Here is an 18,775-nt window from a genome sequence, read left to right as displayed (position 1 = left end):
CTCACAACAATCAATATTTGGGTAGGCAACAAAAGTAAAGGTACGGTTCAAGAAGCGTCTTGATACACGACTATTAGGAGCGACTGAACCCGCTCTGTAAATTAGAAACCCCATCCGCCATGCGGTGAGGTGGTTCATTTTATTACAAAATTGTGAGGAAGTTGTGAGAAATTTTACTGAGTTTTTTCAGTGTACGGAAGTCGGAGTGCGATCGCGCAAAATTGATGTCATCACTAATCCTTGGTAATGGAGCTGCACCTGTTGCATTCGCAGGCGGTGTAGGAACCTTAATTGGTGCAGATTTATTGCACCTGCGCGAATTGAACGCATGTCGCCGGGTGTCTTAAGTATTGGCGGTGCAGGGGTATTTGATGGTATTGGAATGTATGGGCTATTTGCGCTTTTACTTACGTAGTGTATTGTAGATTTTTAACACTACAACCAACGTTGTTGTTTAGCATATGCAATGCTACCAATTACAATTAATGCCATCACGCCGAGAACTGTAGGATAAGCCCAAGGTTGCTCTAATTCCGGCATATATTTAAAGTTCATCCCATAAACACCAGCAATAAAAGTGATTGGTAAAAATACAGTCGATAAAATAGTCAGACGGTTAATTCGCTCACTGGTTTTACTAGCAATGTTATCACGCTGAATTTCCATTAATTCTGACATCCAAGCTCTCAACGTTTGATATTCTTGCCAGAGGCTATCTACGTGATGCACTAAGTCTTGATTGAATATTGCTTTTACTGGCTCACTGATCCATCGAAAGTCTTCATAATTCATCATAGTCATAACTGACTTTACGCTTTGAAAATTCCTGCGTCCAAAGCGAGTAGATTGCCTCATTTTAGCAATTTTTTGGTATGTTGATTCGTCAGCAGAACTTGATAAAACTTCATCTTCTAAATCATCAAGCTTTATATAAATATCATCAAATACTGTATAGTAATTATTCAAAATAGCGTGAAACATTAAATAAAAAAGATAATCACTTCCCCAAGGTTGGATATTTATAGTTTGCTTTTCGATATTATGACTTAGTAGACTGAATATTTTTAGCTCAGGTGTCTCAAATGTTATGATAAAATTACTTCCAACTAAAATGCTGCCCTTTGCAACCTCTAATTCTCTGTTTTGTTTTTGATGAGTTAGAATTTCGTAATTGTCAAATAAACAATCCTCTATATTTTCATCAACTCCGATACGATAATGATTGAAAATCATATCGACACGAGATGGAGCTAGTTGAAAGTGGTTGATGATTCTAGCAATTGCAGTGCGATCGCGTAGCTGAATACAGCGCAACCAAATTTTGTCAGAATTGCCCATCCTTTCCAATACCGAACCCACATCCCAGCTAGTGAATACTTCCAAGCGGCTCTCAGAAAAGGTGGTGAGAATTAACATATATCAATTTCAGTTGAGTTATGAGAAATCACTCAAAGTAATTATTGATAGATATTTTGGCTTTTATCCTACATTCTACACCCTAAGAGGCAAAAAATACGTTAAAAATATGTTCGTCTAAATTTATCTCTAATTCAAAGGATAATATCTGCTATAGAGATACTTTACTTGATCAAAATCACGTAATTTGACTGCCACCTGATATTTCAATTTTATCTGTAGCCCAAAGGCTAATATTGCCAGATTTCATACCTTTGAATTCTGCGGTAGCCTCTACAAGGGAACCGCGAACAGAAAACTGTTGGAAGCTGTGAAATAAGTTACGCCCGGCTTGCGTGCCCCCAGTTATATTAAAGGTGCTACCATTAATTGTGACAATTGAATTATTTGGTAAAGTCCTATCAGGGGTAATTTGGGCTGTTGCATAATGGGAGCATCCCAGTTTTTATTCTTCCACTAAATGTAAAAAAAGTATGAGAAAGTAAGGCAGTAACCCATGTGATCGCTTCCCTAGGAGCCGTTATGACAGAAGAAGAAAACCAACTTGTAATCGAACACGCTCGTGCGATCTGCTCTTAGCAGCAGCGCTTCGCTATCGCTAAAATACTTTACAAGAAAGCTCCAGTGGAGGAACTAACAAGCTTAGGGAAGATAGAAGAAGTAGTACGCACTCAAATGCAAGAACATGTAATGCCTACTGTTGGGGTTTTTTTATCGAAAATGTCACAGGAGAAAAAGTAGGGCACAAGCGATTCGTAAAAAGTATTATCGGAAAATTGCCAATTACGAGTTCTCAAGCACAAAAGCTGGAACTTAAGCCTCATAGTCAATTAAGCCCATATCTAGAAGCCTGCTGTCTGAGAGCAAGCGCTGCGGTATCATACGAACGTGCAGCAGAAGACGTAAAATATGCTACAGGTATAGAAGTATCGAAAAGTGTGCAGCAACGACTAGTACACCGTCAAAATTTCGAACTCCCCCAAGTAGAATCAACGGTTGAGGAATTGAGTGTCGATGGCGGAAATATTCGTGTCCGTACACCAACTGGGAAACCATCTGAGTGGAAAGGTTATAAAGCTGTCCGCTTACACGATAAGCTTGCACTTGTCTGCTTCATTTCAACAAAACGATCTCCTAATTGATTGGGTGAACCACCAAGCTTTGGCTCCAATTCTCACTTGTATTGGGGATGGGCATGACGGAGTTTGGAATATTGTTCGCCAACTTACACCTGAAATAGAGCGACGGGAAATTCTCGATTGGTTCCATTTGATGGAAAATCTCTATAAGGTTGGAGGTTCGATGCAAAGGATAAATACTGCTAAGCAGCATCTCTGGCAAGGGGACGTTGATGCGGCGATCGCGTGTTTCGTCGACTGTACACTAAAGCAAGCAGAAAACTTCTGTGCTTACCTTGAGAAACATCGTCACCGTATTGTCAATTACCAGTATTATCAAGCTGAGCAAATTTGTTCTATTGGATCTGGTGCAATTGAATCTACCGTAAAACAAATTGACCGCCGAGCACAAATTTCTGGCGCGCAATGGAATGTTGAGAATGTTCCTCAGGTTCTCGCTCACCGTTGTGCCTATCTTAACGGATTAATCTTTGCTCGCTAAATAAAAACTGGGATGCTCCCTTGCATAATTGCCAGAGAAGACACAAGCACTAGTAACAGCAAGCCCTAAGAAGTGACGACAAACTGCACTCTTCCCTGACATCGCAGTCTCCTTTGAAACCAAATTATGCAGAATTACTGGCCATAATGAGTAAACCACGATTTAAGTATCAGTAGTGCCGCTGAGTTAGTAGAAAGTCTACTTTCTTAACAAAACTTGATTGAAAAAGGAAAATCTTAACATGCGACTGGCTTTATATAGTATTTTCCCGCACAAAGCGATCGCGCAGCATCTGGGAAGCAGTTACGACGAACGAAAAAGTACGCGTCCTGGAAGCACCTCATCGTTAATTTTTGCATAAACTCGTAAACACGCAGAAACTTCCCCGCGTACCCCTCCAATATCGAGTTGCAAATCATCTTTTGACCAGTTAAAAATATCAGCATAAGTTCCCCATAAAGGGCGAATCTGTACTTGATAACCAGCTTGTCGTGCTCTTTCAACAGCTGAGTCTAGAGTGCGTCTTGCTTCTAGTTGCAGCTTACCCCACCAAGAATAGCGATCGCAAGTCGGCAAGTACACCAAAGAATGGATTGCTTCATCTAAATCTAGTCTCGCACGCAAAGCTGTTAACGGATCAGTATTCTCAGCAGTTGCTTGTACACGACGAAAACGCTCTATCAGTGCTGTAATAAGCTTAGATTTTTCCGGCTCTAAATTGACAGATCTAACACCAAACCGTTCAACGCTTTTAAGAGCATGGTGTAAAGATGGATCTATTTCAAGAAAGTGAAGACAAACAGAAACGACTCCAGCAAGAAAACCAAGTTCGCCACTTTTTGTTTTTACCATTAGCCTAGGGTCGAAATCAACTCTGTTTGACAACGACAAACCAGTAGCCCTGACCTTTCCTGTTAGACTAGGGTAAAGACATTCATTGCGGGTAAAGGGTAAGCAAAGCGCTTGCTCAGTTTCCGTCGTACCTAGTTTAATCGCTTCTGTTAGAGAGTGCGATCGCCAACTATTAGCCAACTTCTCAGGAACACGTAACAACAAACGTTGCATCTCGTTCCATAAATCGTTATCGTTAGTACTGTAGAATTGATAATCCCCAATATAACTCGACAACTCTCGGTCAGCTAACATCGCTTCAGCAATATGCTTTAGTTGTAGTTCACCCTCTGTGACTGGTTCAAACACATCTTCCCACGAGCTATCATCCTCTGTCGATATAGTTGTCGTCTGACTTACAAAAGATGTTTGTTCTAAAAGAATATCCAATTCCTTCAGTAACTCCTGACAAGCAAAGCTTCCTGGATCTGCGCTGGCTGTTTTCAGCGCGTGCTGTAATTGAGCTTGCAAACCGTACAAACCCCACCTTAGTACCAAAGCTAAATTTGAGTTGTCAGTCTCCAATAACTTACTGAGGTGTTGCATCTTTCTTATAAATACGGCGGTACCGCGCTTGTTACGCTAAACTTTATTGGTTTGATAAAAAACGACTGAACTAAAGAAAACTAGTATTTTCTCATCACCCTCTTAATGGACGAGTCCGAACCTTTCTTGAAGAATGTAAGCACTGAGTATTTTCATCAAGATTGTCTCAATGGAAGTAAGTTGGCTTTCACTCATTGTTGGTAATTCATCAAGCAACCGAATAACTGCTGCATGGTTATAGAAAGGTAGACAAGACATTCCCGAACTGCGCAGAGTATCTTGAACAAGTTGTTGTAGGGGTTCTTTTCGCTTGAGAGTTGAAGGTGGGGCTAGAAATGGATGCTTTTGGCGATTATACATCGTATCCGTTATCAATGGCTTTGCTGCCTCTCGTAGTACATATTTTTCAGTTAATCCACGAATTTTCAGACTAGCAGGCATCTTGCAAACTAGTTCGACAACTTTGTGATCCAAAAAAGGAAGCCGTCCTTCAATAGAATGTGCCATTTCTACACCATCTCCTAACAGCCGCAGAAGGTAATTAGGTAAGATAGTTTTAGACCATAAATAAAGAGATTGATGCACAGGCTCTCTTCCCTTTAATTGTCCTTCTACATCTATTTGATTAAAAAATAAGCGATAAGCATCCTTGTGTGAAAATTGTGCAATAAACTCTGATGAATATAAAGGTAAGGCGGTAAGATAGCTCTCAGCCGAAGCTTGTATCCAAGAAGGGACAAAGCCTAACAAAGGCTGAATACTACTTAAAGCTTGAGAAGAATTATTTTTAGCTAATAAAAGTCCTACTGAAGCTTTATTGCTTAGCGTTAGTTTTTCTAAAAGTAGTTTTACTGTCTGCTCATCTTGCCCTTGTTGATTGTAGAGCAACATATCTTGACGAAAATGAGCATAGCCTCCAAAGATTTCATCGGAGCCTTCACCTGTAAGTAAAACTTTATAACCTGCATCTCGGACGGCTCGGCTTAACAGATATTTAGCAGCTGTATTGCCATTAATACATAACATTTCACAATGCCAAATTGAATCGGCAAAATGTTCAGCTAAGTCCGAATGAACAATAGGAACTGTCTGTAAATTAGCGCCAGTATGTGCTGCCATTTCACGTGCAAGCGGTTCTTCATTATAGCCTTCATGATCAAAAGCAATAGTAAATGCTGTTACTGGAGAAGGGCTATGACGTGCTGCCATTGCTAAAACGGTAGATGAATCCAGACCACCGCTAAGATAAAAGCTCACTGGCACATCAGCTTTCAAACGCAATTGAATAGCTTCATCTAATGTATGACGGAGTTGTTCAATGTAATCGTCTTCTGTATACTGAGGTAACGAATCATGAATCAGTGGGTAATTAAAATCCCAATAACGATGCAATTGCATTCCATAGCGAGATGCCAACAGAAAGGCCCCTGGTGGCAAGTGATGAACATTAGCAAAAAAAGTACGACCTGGAGCTAAAAGCCCGTGCTCAAATTGCCAAAAAGATTCATGATCCCAACAAGCCTCAACACCTGCTTTAAATAAAGCCTTAACTTCAGAAGCAAGATAAAGAACATCGCCGTAAGTAGTGTAATACAGAGGCTTAATGCCAAAGCGATCGCGTGCTGCAAAAAGCAAATCATGACGTTCATCCCAAATAATAAAAGCAAATTCACCCCTGAGATGATGCAGGCATTGTGTGCCAAACTCGTTATATAGGTGCAGTGCTATTTCACTATCAGAGTTGGTTTTAAATTCATTCCCCCATCGTTTCAAATCACGCTGTACTCGTTCGAAGTCATAAAACTCCCCATTGACAACAATACGTAGAGTTTCATCACGGTTAGTGATCGGTTGTTCCCCATTTTCTAGATCGATAATACTAAGTCGTGTATGTCCTAGTGCAACTCGTTGATCTCCAGAAATCCAAAAATTTTGTCCATCTGGTCCACGATGCTTTAAGCAATCCATTCCTCGTCTCAAAGAGGATTCTGAAATTGGTTTGTGTTTTGAAAACAAGCCCACTATGCCACACATAAAATACAACCATTATTTAAGAATGATTTACATTACATCAGTTATGACGGCAAAGAACAACTGCACATTTAATGTTCTCCAGAAAAAGGATCCCGTTCTGCCTTAACATCGTTAGGCTGTGGTTGGAGAGTATCCCGAAAAACGCATCCCTCTATTTTAAGATATTCTGGGTTTGTTGACGTCCAGTAAGGAACTTCAAATGCATGTACTCGTAAAATACCTTTCTCATTGAGAGAGACATAATACCGGCAAGGATACTCTGTTTTGACTTGAGGTTGAGGTAATTCGCCAATAAGTTCCCAGGTATTTGATTTTGGGTTGTGAAATTGAAAGTAAAAAGTGTGCTTACCACTTGTAGGAAAAGGAGGTAATTCAGCAATTAACCCCATTCCCTGTGGTTGTGTCTCTGTGTCATCATATTGAAAAATTTTCACATCCTTACTGTAATCCTTTTCGGCAGCAAATACTACAGTATGAGCATCTGTTTTCAGAGCGTTGGCAGATTCAGCAACATTGACAGCTATATCACAGACTACTTTACCATTCTCAGAAATCACTGCTCTTGTTCCTATCACTTTTCCTGCATCAAGGCTAGGAATATTCATCAGAATTAAATAGTACGGATTACCGCGACAAAGCAACAAATCAATATCAAGCTTTTGGTTGATTTCAAACTGGACTTTAATGTGATTTTTAAAATCATCCTCAGTCATTCCCAGCTTTTTCATCAACGCATCGCCGTTATAGCTCCCCCAAAGCTGAGGTTTTATATTTTCAAAGTCTTGGCGTATGATATTATTGGTTAGCTGCATACCTTGCCAACTACTGCGGTATTTTGCAATTGCATCACCAGCTTTAAGCTGATACAGTTCTTGACCAGCTTGAAAAATTGGATCTAAGCTGCCACCAATGACTTCTCGTTTAAACGAGCATGGTAGAAAATAAAATAGGTTTTTAACATCTATATATAGTTGGTTTGCTCCTCTGCGTAGCAATTCCTTAGATTCTTTGGGTGCAAAGCCTAATTGTCTAATTTTCTCAGCGAAACAGGCTCCAGCCGAGGTGGCAAGTTTGGTGTACTCTGGTTCAAAAGTGACTCTCTCTTCATTCCACACAAAATAGTCAGACTGACTAAAGACTCGGTAAAGTTCACGCTCAACTAATTCGAGATTACAGGTTTTACCTGAGAGAATTAACCAATCTACTTGCTCTTTCTGACTTTGGGAATTCTGCACGTTGAAAGATTTTGCTTTTAAAGCGTTCTCAACCAATCCTTGCCCAATACCTACAGCTTCTCGGATCACAGGGGATACTGCTCTTTCAAACTGTTGCACTGTGAGTGTTACACTTAAACTATCAATCACCTCGTTTGGTAATTGAATGTCGTTTTGTAGTAGCAGATCAGCAATTGTTTGTCCATCTAAAACGAAGGTTGGTTCAGGACTATATTTTTGTCGCTTTTGACCTAGTTTAATCTTCGCATTTTCTGCCTGTTCCCAAAGGGTATAAAAGGTTTGTACTCTGGAAGGTGCATTTTTCCATCGTGTAGGCAACACTTTTTCCGCTACATTTAAAGCATCTTTATAAGCATCACCTTCTCGAATTTCCTGATCTACATAAGCTAATAACCCACCAGGCTGAAATTTCCCATCGCTGATAAAGCGATCGCTTAACTCATTGAGCTGAACTTTCAACACATCGTTGGCTAAGCGTTCTTCTGTGACTGCTGTTAATAGACAATCTGCGATCGCAGCTTTTAGCAACGCAAAAAGCCTGAGAGTGATCAGTTCACCGCCTAACTGCAAATGACCAGAAGAACCCAATAATTTAGGAGTGAGTTTATAATAGCGTCCACCATCACCTCGATCTTCACCAGGTTCAAACGGGTTAATTTCTTCCAGCGTTAGGCGAATGAGCGCTAGATCAGTCGTTCCTCCACCAATATCCAAAACTAGAACATTTTGCCACCATTTGTCCCCATCATGACGACACCGAGTTTTAAAAGACTCTATTCCTACATTTAAATCGCCGCCAAATTCACGCCACAGGAAGAAAATAGCTACTGATATTGCTTCATCATAAGCCATTTGTACATCTTCAATATCAAGTTTTTTCACCAAGTTCTCAATCTCACGGCGAACAAATGGTGAAGCAATTGTTGGGTAAGTGACAACGGCTCGGTAAAATTTACCTTCAGAACATTTACCTGGATAGTGCTGGCGATATTGTTCTGTTAAGTCGATCAATTCAGCATAAGCAGCTTGCAGTAGCTTATTCACCTCAATTGTTGCTTGCTGATCATCAATTGTAACTTGGAAAGACCTTTCTTGACCAAAGTAACGTTTGGGTGAATGAAGAAATCTACCTTCAATATCTTCTCCTTTCCCAATCGTGCTTAGTCTATCCTGCTTTGCTTTTTCTCCCAAAATCACTTTAACATTTGTCTGAGCATCATCTGGTGAAGCTGGTTCTAGACTAACGACTTCTAATTCACTGCTAATTTCACTTAAACGACGATCTTTATCTAGTTCTACAGGTATCAAACTCTGCCACTCTAGTGGTGGTACACGGAAAACTTCGTGATATATTTGGTTTAGCCGTTTACTGGCAGCGCGACGAAACCAAGGTAGGCGTTTGCTTAGGCAAATTTCTATCTGTCGGATAGCTTCCAACAAATCAACACTATTAACACCACGAAATAATTGTTCTCCGAGGTTGTGTGGTATTTTCTCTATAGCAGAAGTTGATTTAGAAGAATCTTTATTAAGGCTTACTATAAGCTGAGAGAGAAATCTTTGCCACTCTTGCTTCCAAGCATCTTGACTGATACCAAGTAAGTTGTCTACAGGAGATTGGTTTAGCCAAACTGTTAGGCGATCGCGTAACCTCACCTCTTGCTCACTAGGTAAACTATCTGGAGTTACGATCACTTTAGGATCGTAAAGTGTAACCGTAGAATTAGAAGTGCCAAAATCAATGGCAAACCAGCCTGGATAAGTAATATCCTGTTTTTTGCTGACTGGTGTTGTTTCAGGTTCAGGTTCAGGTGTATCAACTGGCATTGGTTTTATTGGCTCTCCAAAAGTCCATATATTACACTCAGATCTAGAAGTTTTAGTTACAGATAAATTCGGGTTGTCAGTTCTATCATCCGAATCAAAATACTCCACAGTCACAACTAAATTACAATTAACACCCATAGGTAAAGGTTTATCCCACCTACAATCAAGTTGCTTCAAGCGCTGCGGAGTAGAGAGTCTGAGGAGTTTGTTTGTACTATAAAAGTTTACACTTTTATAAACAGATTGTATCAAAGACGCCAATTCCTCTGGTTTCCCAGTGACAGAAATGTCAATTTTAGAAATATGCGGAAAGTTATAATCGGCTGTAGGCTTTATTTCTATAACCGGTAAAAGCAACAGATCATCATCTTTAATCCGCAATTGATAACTATTTAAAACCTCTATTTTAACTGGCATATTTATTTAAAATTTTTAATTAACAACTAACAAATAAATGGGCATGGGGCATGGGGCATAGGGCATAGGGTATGGGGTATTGGGATTTACAAGCATATCAACCTATAAATTTTTTTCTCTCACTGCTATAGGTTTTTTTCTCTTCCTACTATAAATTTTTTCTCTCACTGCTCTCCCTCTTCTGCGTGTTCTCCCTGCTTCCTCATGCCCCATGCCCTATACCCTTTGCCCTTTGCCCTATTCCGGATAAGAAATTGTTGGAATTTGGGAAAGAGTTTGTAACCACGGTGGAATAGAAGCAGAATTAGAGTTATGTTCTTCTGCTGTGGCAATATATCTAAGTAAAGGCTCGTGTTTCGACTTTAAAAGTTCCTGCAGGTTATCTACTATTTCCTTAGAAGCTCTAGAAAAAGAAAACTTCACTTGCTTGGTTAACTGGCTCACATATTGAACAAGATGTAAACCCGCGCTAGCAGTGATTTCATCACGCAATCGTAAAACAGCAATTTGATGATTAAATGGTCTTGCTTGAACAGGAAACTTTTTATCAAGACTCCAGTCAAAGATTTGACCATTAGAATGTTTATCGTCCTTACGTGCTAAGGGAAATAAAGCATCAGCGTTGATAGATCCTGCACTATCAGCCAAACCACTATGCTGAATAACTAACTTTTGCCATTTATTAGCAGGATCTATACCTCGTAGAAGGTTCCTGAATAATCGGACTTGATTCCTGCCAAATTTTTGTTCAATATTTTGTTCCTGATCAGGTAGTAAAATTTTATTTAGCTGGTCGCGCTCAGTTTTTACATAGTCAGATAATTTACTGAACAAGTCTGTGACTGCTTGTATAGTAGAATTATGAGCAAAATCTTGCATTTCGTGAATAGTTTGTACAAATGCCGAATAAAAATCGTCGCTTTTTGTCGGAATAAAGTCTTCTACTTCATCATCCTCAAAAAAACTTTCGGTTTTTGTCAAAGATATTGTCCCGTTTTTTGTTCTATCAAAAAGTAAAGTCCACTCACTCCAATCAAAGAATATTTTATTAATCAATTCATCTTTCACCACATCACTTACAGCTATATCGTGGCGGTTCTTCAATATAGGTTGTTTCTGTAAATCTTCTTGAAATTCTCTATAGGTAGTAACTAGGCTCTCAATCGCCTCGCGTAAAGTTAGGAAAGCAGGATTTTCAACAACTGGTATGTATGTTGGAATTTCTGAGAGCAAATTTTTCAGATGAATCTGTTCCTGGCGAACGGTATTAGCAGATCTTTGGGTATCTTCTAGAAGTTGTTTCATTCCATGAACAGCGACATGCTCCTTAAGTAAGGAACGTAGCCGAACAATCCCACCGTCTTCAGCATAATCATTTAGTTGTTTTTGTAACGTGCTAGAAGATGATAGCTTTTCGCTCAATTGCTTCCATTTTTCACGCAAATCTGACTCCTCTGGTTTGTTGGATTTATCCAGTTCTGGCAAAAATTCGCTTGAACAGACTTGTACCAGTGATGAAAGTTCTGCTAGTTTACTTAACCCATATAGTTGTGACAACAAAACAATATTCTTTTTTTCAGTGGTTAAATTGCTAGCACTGGCGATGGTAAGTTGGAGAATGTGCAGGTTATCGAGCAACGCTTCTTCTGAAAGAAAAGGCTGATCTAATAGCTCTTCAATAGCACGTTCGTCACTTCTGGATAGGGGGAGTTGATTAAAGCGTCCTACACCCACGATGATGCGGTCTTTTAAATCTTGTCCCTTATCTCTTTCAAGCATACTACGGATTTTAGCTGCAGTGACACCGCCGGGATATCTACCATTCAGCAGTAACAGAATAGTTTGTACATCTGACAGTTCTCGTAAGGATAAAAAAGCATCCCTAACCCCAGAATCGGCAGATCCTAATCCTGGAAAGTCGAGGAGAATGAACTCATTTGTCCCTTGTAAAGAAGATAGATTCCAAATTTCCTTTGATATTTCGACGGTGAGATCTACACGACGGATCAATGAGAAGCTATTTTGTAAGTCTTTAGCTGATGGCTGTTCTAATGTTTCCCAGCGCTTAGGTGCAGGAGGTAAACGATCAAAGCTGATTTCTAAAATATTCATCGGTGGCTCAGCTAGCCTCAACCCTTTATGTGCTGTGGTATTATCAATGTTATAGCTTTTACCACATACGTCTTCTCCGTACGCATTGTACGTGCGAATAAATACTACAAGCTCACGGAGTAAAGAGCGTAGCTCCAAACTTTGTGTTTTAGACCATACTTGCTCGCACCATTTGAGAATACCGATACTATCTACAGCAGTAGTAGGGTGTAACCTTTTTAAGGTAGTCAGCTCCGATGAAGACAGATCTGTTGTTCTTGCTCGTTGTTGAGCTTCTTGTAGCATATAGCGTAAACACTCTTTCACCCCTTCGTGAGAAAGATATTCAACCTTAAACTTGCCAATTTTCGTCGTTTGAAAATCTGTTTGTTGAACGAGGTGAATAGCAGTAACATTCCCTGTTGTAGGGGTTTCACTGACTGGTAAAGCGTCAGCGTAGCCAATGAGGCTACCTAAAAGCAAAGTTTTTCCGCTACTAAATTCCCCCATAATACCAATTTTGACAGGAGAAGATGCAAGCTCCACCGTTCTCTGAGCAGACTGCTGAAGACGCTGGATGCTTTCATGAATGCTGTTTGGAACCCAACTCTCCTTGGGGGGTGGGTTTTGTGATACCAACTCAAGACTCTGAAGTACAGATTCCCCATACTCTCTGTAGCGGCGCAATTGTTCTACTGCCATATTGCTTTTCATCAGTCCTACTTCAGATCTACGATAACTTGTTTGGTCTTGGGTTAAGTAAAATCTAAGCTGGAATGCTTACAACAGATCCAGCTTTTGTACGCCCAAAAATTAGAGTTTACCAATTTGGGCTATTCTTGCCTTCCAAATTGCCAAACTCTACCAATATCCAATCCAGTTTAATTAAAACTTCTTTGCCACAAGTAGGTCTTTCTATTGCTCCCACGAGTGCAACAGAGGAAGCTATTTCCGAAGTGTGCAGTTGTTGTCACAAGGATCGTTCGGGATCTGGGTTGGCAGTGTTACTTCTTTTACAGGATATTGAACGCCTTAGGGATCTCGCACGTAAGTCTTGGAATTGACATTCAAATTTCCAGGTGGAAGATATGAGTCCCTAAAAAATGGGCGAATCGCGAGTTAATTGTCAAGCTCTATTTATACAAAATTAGATGCTTACCTTGGTGAGCCGATACCATTTGTTAATGGTTTATAAAATTTTTGTAAAGTTAGTTGCTCTTGATTCTCGTTGTAATACGATACTTAGGTTGGGGCAAAAATCCTACGTAAGGAATATTGGAAGTCTGAACTATATAAAATGAGAGCAAAAAATTAAGCGTCTCTGAGATTGACATTGAGGGGAAATATATTGTGACGAACGCAAAATTTTGGAGATCGAGGATCTTCAGAGCAAGTTTAGTAGGGTTTCTGTCTCTGTTTATGGTTGTAGGCGGAAGTTGGCTTGCTTCAATGAAAGCTACTGGACAGGAAGGATCATCAGTTAGCTGTGAGGCTGTAGTTCCAGGCAAAATTCACCGCCTAGTTCCACCGCTGGACGACTGTTTGAAGCCCATGAGTGACACGGAAATAGAAAAGTATCTAACCGATCCGTTTGGTAAGACTCTGCTGCGTCAGGGAATTTTCCCAGCAAACACCCAAGATCTGATTAAGGTGCTCGGGTCTACATTTGGCTATAGCCCGACCGGTTTCGTGGTCGGGGAAGGGTCGCAAATTCCGACAAGCGTAAGTCCTAAGGAAGATAAACGTCTTCGCTTTGAAGTGAATTTCGGAGCAAATGAAACCGATGCCAAAATCTTTCTGTCCAAGCCGGGCGCTACCACTAGTGCAGACCCGCTTGAGATAATATCTTACGATCCCCAAACCAAAGGATACAACTACTATGTCCTATCACCCCAACTAGGGGCCGCTGATGATTCTCCTTTTGTGTGGGCTTGGGTAGGCCATAGTTCTTTCGCACGAAAACCGGAAACGATGAACCAAGGTTGTTTTAGCTGTCATCATAACGGCATTCCGATTATGAGGGAACTAGAGCTTCCTTGGAATAATTGGCAATCTCAGCGAGCCAATATTTCCTCAGCCACTGTTCCAGCAGCAGTTGCCAGCGATACCGTCTTTCAGCAGCGGCGCGGTGCAGAGTTGTTTGAACAGATCATCAGAGGCAACATTCAAACCTTCTACAACAATTGGTTAAGAGAGCGCACCCGCAAGTCAGGCGGCATCACTAATATCAGTGATGTCGGTGAATTGTTGCGCCACGTGATCACCAATACCACTGTTAACCTTAAGTCCACTGACATTCAGAGCAACGGACAAAATACAACTCCGAAGAACATTGATATTTCAGGCGTTCCTCCCAACGACACTTTTCTTGCGGACACGCTTTTCCAGACAACCTTAGGGCTGAATTACTCTAGCCTTTCAGTGACGTTGCCTCGAAATGACTATGATGCGTATCTCAACGCATATGACTTCAAGTTAGTAGGCACCAAAGGCTTCTTCTTCACTAGCGAGAAGGCATTTGAGTATCCAGGCTCAACCTATTTTGCCTTCTTCGTGCCGCAGGTAGCAGCCGAAGACATTTACGTAACCAACAAATTGCTGCAATCGAAGATTGTCACGGACAAATTTGTTGCCGCCCTATTGATGGTGGACTACCAAAATCCGTTATTTTCCTCTAAACGCGCTTCTCTTCAGAAATACGCCGATCAGATAACTACTGGCACGATCACCAAAGGAGTCAGCAGTGTACCCGAAGACTTTGTCGCCAAGATTAAACAGACAGGGGCAACAGCTAGCACTGCTGGAAGTTTTGACGACAGTTCAGCAGAGTCGCAGTTCCTCTATACCTGGGAGTTGCCTGACGACCAATGGAAACAGGTAACGGCACAGCGACTGCAAGGCTATGTGGACTCAATTGCCAATAAAGAACCGGGCGAACGCTTGGATTACCTGCTGCGGTGGAGTATCAAGCAACGCGATCGCTTTATCTCAACTTCCCCCTTCTGCAACTTCCGCGAATCCAGACTGCTCTTTCCGGAAACAAGCCTATCCCCAGTGCCCAATTGTCCCAAATCTGCGGCGAACGCGGAATAAGACGCTAGCTAATGCGCCTACCATGGCCGCCCATCGATAGCGCTCCAGCGCGGTAGAGAAGGTGGGGAAGATGAGGAAGTTATGTTATTTAATTTATCTCCCTCATCTCCCCCACTCCCCCACCTCACAAGAGTAGGTTTTTTACATCTGGGTGTTGGCAAGACTTGGGGGACAAGGAAGGAAAGCAGACAAGGAAGTTTTTTTACTACCATTTGGTTGAAAACTAGTACATATACTTATGTCTTATGTTTCTTCCTTGTCTACCGTCTCCCCCGGGTCTACAAGCGTCTCACTCGTCCTAGATGTATCTGTAAAAAACCTACACCTGTGAGCCCCACCTCACAAGGGTAGGTTTTTTACATCTGAGTGTTGGCAAGACTTGGAGGACAAGGAAGGAAAGTAGACAAGGATGTTTTTTTACTCCTATTTGGTCTAAAAAAGTATATATACTTAGATAACATGTTTCTTCCTTGTCCACCTTCTCCCCCTGGTCTACAAGCCTCTCACCCGTCCTAGATGTATCTGTAAAAAACCTACACCTGTGAGTACTCCCTCTAATTCAAGAAGAACTAATTTCGGCTCAATGGAGTACCAAAAATAATGAAATTCTCGCGCCGTAATTTTTTGCAAGCTACAGGAGCAACATTAACTGCTTGGGGTCTGCATCAATTGCCATTCAACCGCTTCGGCAAAGTTCTGGCTCAAAGTGCAGGCTTTACATTCCTACCGCCTGGGTTTCAGAATGATTTACCCGGTGAAGAACAACTTCAACAACTGCTGTTAGCACGTTGGAACGAAGATGTCAATCGTTTAACCGAGCGAGTCCTGCAAAACGATCCTTGGAATTCGGTGAACCAACCCCCCCTCACCGATTATTACAATCCCCGAACAACCAATGTTCCGGAGGGAGCGCCTACTGTTCCCCTCTTTTGGACGAGTTATCCCAACCGCGTTAAGAATACCTTTCCCCAAGCAAGTCGTCGCCAGCTTTGGGATTATGCCGATAATGGAACGCCAGATCCCAACTACAACCCCACAGGTCCTCGTGGTTGGCAGGATGAGTATGCCGAGTGGAGCGTCACCCGCAATGCCCAAGGGAAAATTACGAAAGTTTCATTCACCAGCGAAACCCGAGAGTACTGGTACGCCCTCTGGGATGTAAGTCCCAATGCCGTGTTGCGCATCTACAAGCAACTCGTTAGCGAGCAAGTCCAGCTTGAAGATTTGTATCTGCGGGACGATAGCGGCAATCCGATTATCGATCGCCAGACAGGACGTCCGGCGTACAACGAACTCAATAAGTGGAATCGGACAACAAGCGGTGGTTTAGCTCATCTGATTGGCGAGTTTAACTCCCAGTATGGTGCAATGTTCCTAACAGGACAGTCCACTATACTGCGACAGCACGGACAAGGAACTATCATCACCGACCCCAGCGAAATCCTTAACTGTAGTCAGCAAGGCACCCCCAACCGCAATAGCGATCCCTACATTAGTGCAGTCGTTAACGAATTAGTGCTCGGTTCTCAAGGGTTGGGTTCGGGAGTGAGAGTGACGATCAAAAACCCTATAGCGATTTATATCCAACAACCCGATTTCAAGAATTACAAGCTGCCCCGCAAAGCGCCTCGCGGTGCAAAGCCATCCGACTACTGGAAAGTGGTTCGTGGTCGCAAGCGCCAAAATGGAGAAGCCTACGATTTTATTCTTCATGCTGTTTACGAAGTTCCACCAGAACTAGGCTTTACGGTGAGTGACATCACGATTAGTGGATTCCCGATTGAGTACGGTGCTCAACTTGCCGAAACCGTTCAAGTTGCGGTATTCGGTCAGGGCATTCCCCAACAAACCCCCCCTAAGTCTTATCCGTGCGCCGATGTCCCCGACAATCCTTTGCCTTATCCCGCTGTCTTGCGGGAAGTCGAGGTGCTCGAAGTCGGTCGGCGCTCCAGTTTGAATATGAGAATCGACCAAGGTTCTACGGTTGAAAAAGTTGCTCTTAGGGCTCAAAATAGCACTCGTGATACCAAAATCGAGTTCGTAGATGCCCCCGGAGTGACCGCCACCAAAACCGATTTTCAAGAATTTGAAGGGTACCAAGTTTTTATCCTTACCCTTACTGTAGCGGCAGATGCGCCCCTTGGCAACCGATCGCTCCTCTTGACAAATTCTGACGGTTCTGCAGGTCCTGCACGGTATGGAATGTTAGAAGTCGTTCCTCGTGGAACTATCGGCAAATAGTATTACTGTGACGACTCCCCACACCTACCCCGTAGGGTAGGTGTGGGATTCTCTTAGAAGAAGCGCGCCACCCGCGCCTCAGTAATCGTGGCTGAGTACCAACTATCAACTAGAGTCAACTACCCACACTTCCCTTCTCCTGCGGAGACGCGCAAGGGACGGGTAAGTGTGGGCTTGCAAAACACCTAGTAAGCGGCTAGGCTCACGGTATGCGACGCAAGAGTTGGTTAGGGCGATGAGATTTGGTGGGGTTACACGTACAAATATTTCCCTAGTTTGTACCATTGTATTGCCCGGTCGTGAACGGGAGACAAGCCTACCAAATTGCCCGAAGGGACGAGCTAAAAGTTCAAATACAATTCGTTGGATTATCTCCATGAATCAATCAACAAGAGTGCCAGTAGTAGATGAACGCTCTAAACCATTAATGCCCACAACACCAGCTAGGGCAAGGAAGTGGATAGCATCGGATAAAGCAATCGGAAAGCGTAATAAATTAGGCGTGTTCTACGTGCAGCTTACCGAAAAACCATCTGGTTATAAAACACAACCAATAGTTGCAGGAACAGACAGAGGAAAGTGTTTTACTGGGATTGCATTTCAAACCAAACTAGCAACTATCGCATTGTTCCATGCTTGTTTACCTGGGTTTTATAAATCCAAGAACCAAGGGTTAAAGAATCAAACTTTAGACCGTCAATCTGTAACAGGCAAGATGGACAAAAGATCCGAGTTAAGGCGTACTCGTCGCTCTTCAAGAATAGATCGCTCCTTACCCTTCAAGCAACGTAACCACAGAGAAAAACGGTTCAATAACAGACGTAAAAAGAAACTTCCTCCAAGTGTTTTGTCTAACCGACTAATGGAACTAAGAATTCTTAGGGAAATGGCTTTAATCTTGCCAATTTCAGAAATCAGGGATGAAGCTTGTGGGGGTAGTACCAAGAAAAACGGTTTTGGAATTTCACCTGTAACTGTTGGTCAAGAATGGTTTAGATCGCAAGCAGCTAAAATTGCACCTGTTGTAGAAGTTGATTCGTTGGATACAGGTAAATATCGTGACCGTTTAGGACTTGTTAAGGACAAAAACAATAAATCAAAACAGACTCCACAAACCCATGCAAACGATGCTATAGCGCTAGCATGCAGCGCGTTTATAGAGTACAAAGCTTTTGTAACTACCAAGACTCACGGGCATGAGTGGACTGGGGAATGTAAAGCAACGCCAGCACCATTTATTGTGTTGACTCGTCCCAAGCTGTTTCGACGTAAACTGCACCAAGAAAATTATAGTAAGGGCGGGATTCTTAAGCGGCAAGGTGGAACGGTTACACCCTTTGGGTTCCGCTCTGGTGATTATGTCG

At 42.0% G+C, this 18,775-nt stretch carries 11 protein-coding genes and 2 pseudogenes; 6 read left to right on the top strand and 7 right to left on the bottom strand.

Annotated elements, in window-relative coordinates; all coding sequences use genetic code 11:
* The first annotated feature begins 224 nt into the window (after positions 1–224).
* Positions 225–415 (top strand): annotated as a pseudogene (locus G4P69_RS40745) (DUF1614 domain-containing protein).
* Positions 416–435: 20 nt separating this feature from the next.
* Here the strand turns inward: G4P69_RS40745 and G4P69_RS31545 are convergent.
* Together G4P69_RS31545 and G4P69_RS40130 are read right to left on the bottom strand one after the other, a co-directional pair.
* On the bottom strand, positions 436–1,416 hold the full coding sequence (locus G4P69_RS31545) for a magnesium transporter CorA family protein (protein ID WP_208341010.1): 981 nt from the start codon (positions 1,414–1,416) through the stop codon (positions 436–438).
* A 178-nt stretch (positions 1,417–1,594) separates the two neighbouring features.
* Positions 1,595–1,828, bottom strand: coding sequence for a two-partner secretion domain-containing protein (locus G4P69_RS40130; RefSeq protein WP_310833529.1), 234 nt, complete (start codon positions 1,826–1,828; stop codon positions 1,595–1,597).
* A gap of 182 nt (positions 1,829–2,010) precedes the next feature.
* Here G4P69_RS40130 and G4P69_RS31535 point away from each other — a divergent pair.
* Positions 2,011–3,036 (top strand): annotated as a pseudogene (locus G4P69_RS31535) (ISKra4 family transposase).
* Between the two features lie 303 nt (positions 3,037–3,339).
* On the opposite strand, the gene G4P69_RS31530 reads toward G4P69_RS31535, so the two are convergent.
* The 4 genes from G4P69_RS31530 to G4P69_RS31515 form a co-directional block, all read right to left on the bottom strand.
* Positions 3,340–4,473: a hypothetical protein gene (locus G4P69_RS31530; RefSeq protein WP_208341008.1), complete on the bottom strand. Its 1,134-nt coding sequence runs from the start codon at positions 4,471–4,473 to the stop codon at positions 3,340–3,342.
* Between the two features lie 102 nt (positions 4,474–4,575).
* Complete coding sequence (gene asnB, locus G4P69_RS31525; protein WP_208353515.1) at positions 4,576–6,507, bottom strand: asparagine synthase (glutamine-hydrolyzing); 1,932 nt, start codon at positions 6,505–6,507, stop codon at positions 4,576–4,578.
* A 68-nt stretch (positions 6,508–6,575) separates the two neighbouring features.
* Entirely contained in the window at positions 6,576–9,986 is a 3,411-nt protein-coding gene (locus G4P69_RS31520) for an acetate and sugar kinases/Hsc70/actin family protein (protein WP_208341004.1), read from the bottom strand.
* Positions 9,987–10,223: 237 nt separating this feature from the next.
* Positions 10,224–12,791, bottom strand: a complete 2,568-nt coding sequence (locus G4P69_RS31515; protein WP_208341002.1) for a dynamin family protein — start codon at positions 12,789–12,791, stop codon at positions 10,224–10,226.
* Between the two features lie 62 nt (positions 12,792–12,853).
* Here G4P69_RS31515 and G4P69_RS31510 point away from each other — a divergent pair, with 62 nt between their 5' ends.
* From G4P69_RS31510 to G4P69_RS31500, 3 genes are all read left to right on the top strand, one after another.
* On the top strand, positions 12,854–13,141 hold the full coding sequence (locus G4P69_RS31510) for a hypothetical protein (protein WP_208341000.1): 288 nt from the start codon (positions 12,854–12,856) through the stop codon (positions 13,139–13,141).
* Positions 13,142–13,526: 385 nt separating this feature from the next.
* Complete coding sequence (locus G4P69_RS31505; protein WP_208340998.1) at positions 13,527–15,170, top strand: hypothetical protein; 1,644 nt, start codon at positions 13,527–13,529, stop codon at positions 15,168–15,170.
* A 600-nt stretch (positions 15,171–15,770) separates the two neighbouring features.
* On the top strand, positions 15,771–17,411 hold the full coding sequence (locus G4P69_RS31500) for a hypothetical protein (protein WP_208340996.1): 1,641 nt from the start codon (positions 15,771–15,773) through the stop codon (positions 17,409–17,411).
* 105 nt (positions 17,412–17,516) lie between these two features.
* On the opposite strand, the gene G4P69_RS31495 is transcribed toward G4P69_RS31500, so the two are convergent.
* Complete coding sequence (locus G4P69_RS31495) at positions 17,517–17,789, bottom strand: hypothetical protein (protein WP_208340994.1); 273 nt, start codon at positions 17,787–17,789, stop codon at positions 17,517–17,519.
* Here G4P69_RS31495 and G4P69_RS31490 point away from each other — a divergent pair.
* Positions 17,788–18,775, top strand: a 988-nt coding sequence (locus G4P69_RS31490) for an RRXRR domain-containing protein (RefSeq protein ID WP_208353512.1), incomplete at its 3' end; no start/stop codon positions are given. The genes G4P69_RS31495 and G4P69_RS31490 overlap by 2 nt on opposite strands.

The sequence above is a fragment of the Aetokthonos hydrillicola CCALA 1050 genome, from assembly GCF_017591665.1.
Classification (GTDB): Bacteria; Cyanobacteriota; Cyanobacteriia; order Cyanobacteriales; family Nostocaceae; genus Aetokthonos; species Aetokthonos hydrillicola.
Note: the sequence above shows the minus strand (reverse complement) of the source record. Positions and strands in the feature narration are given on the sequence as shown.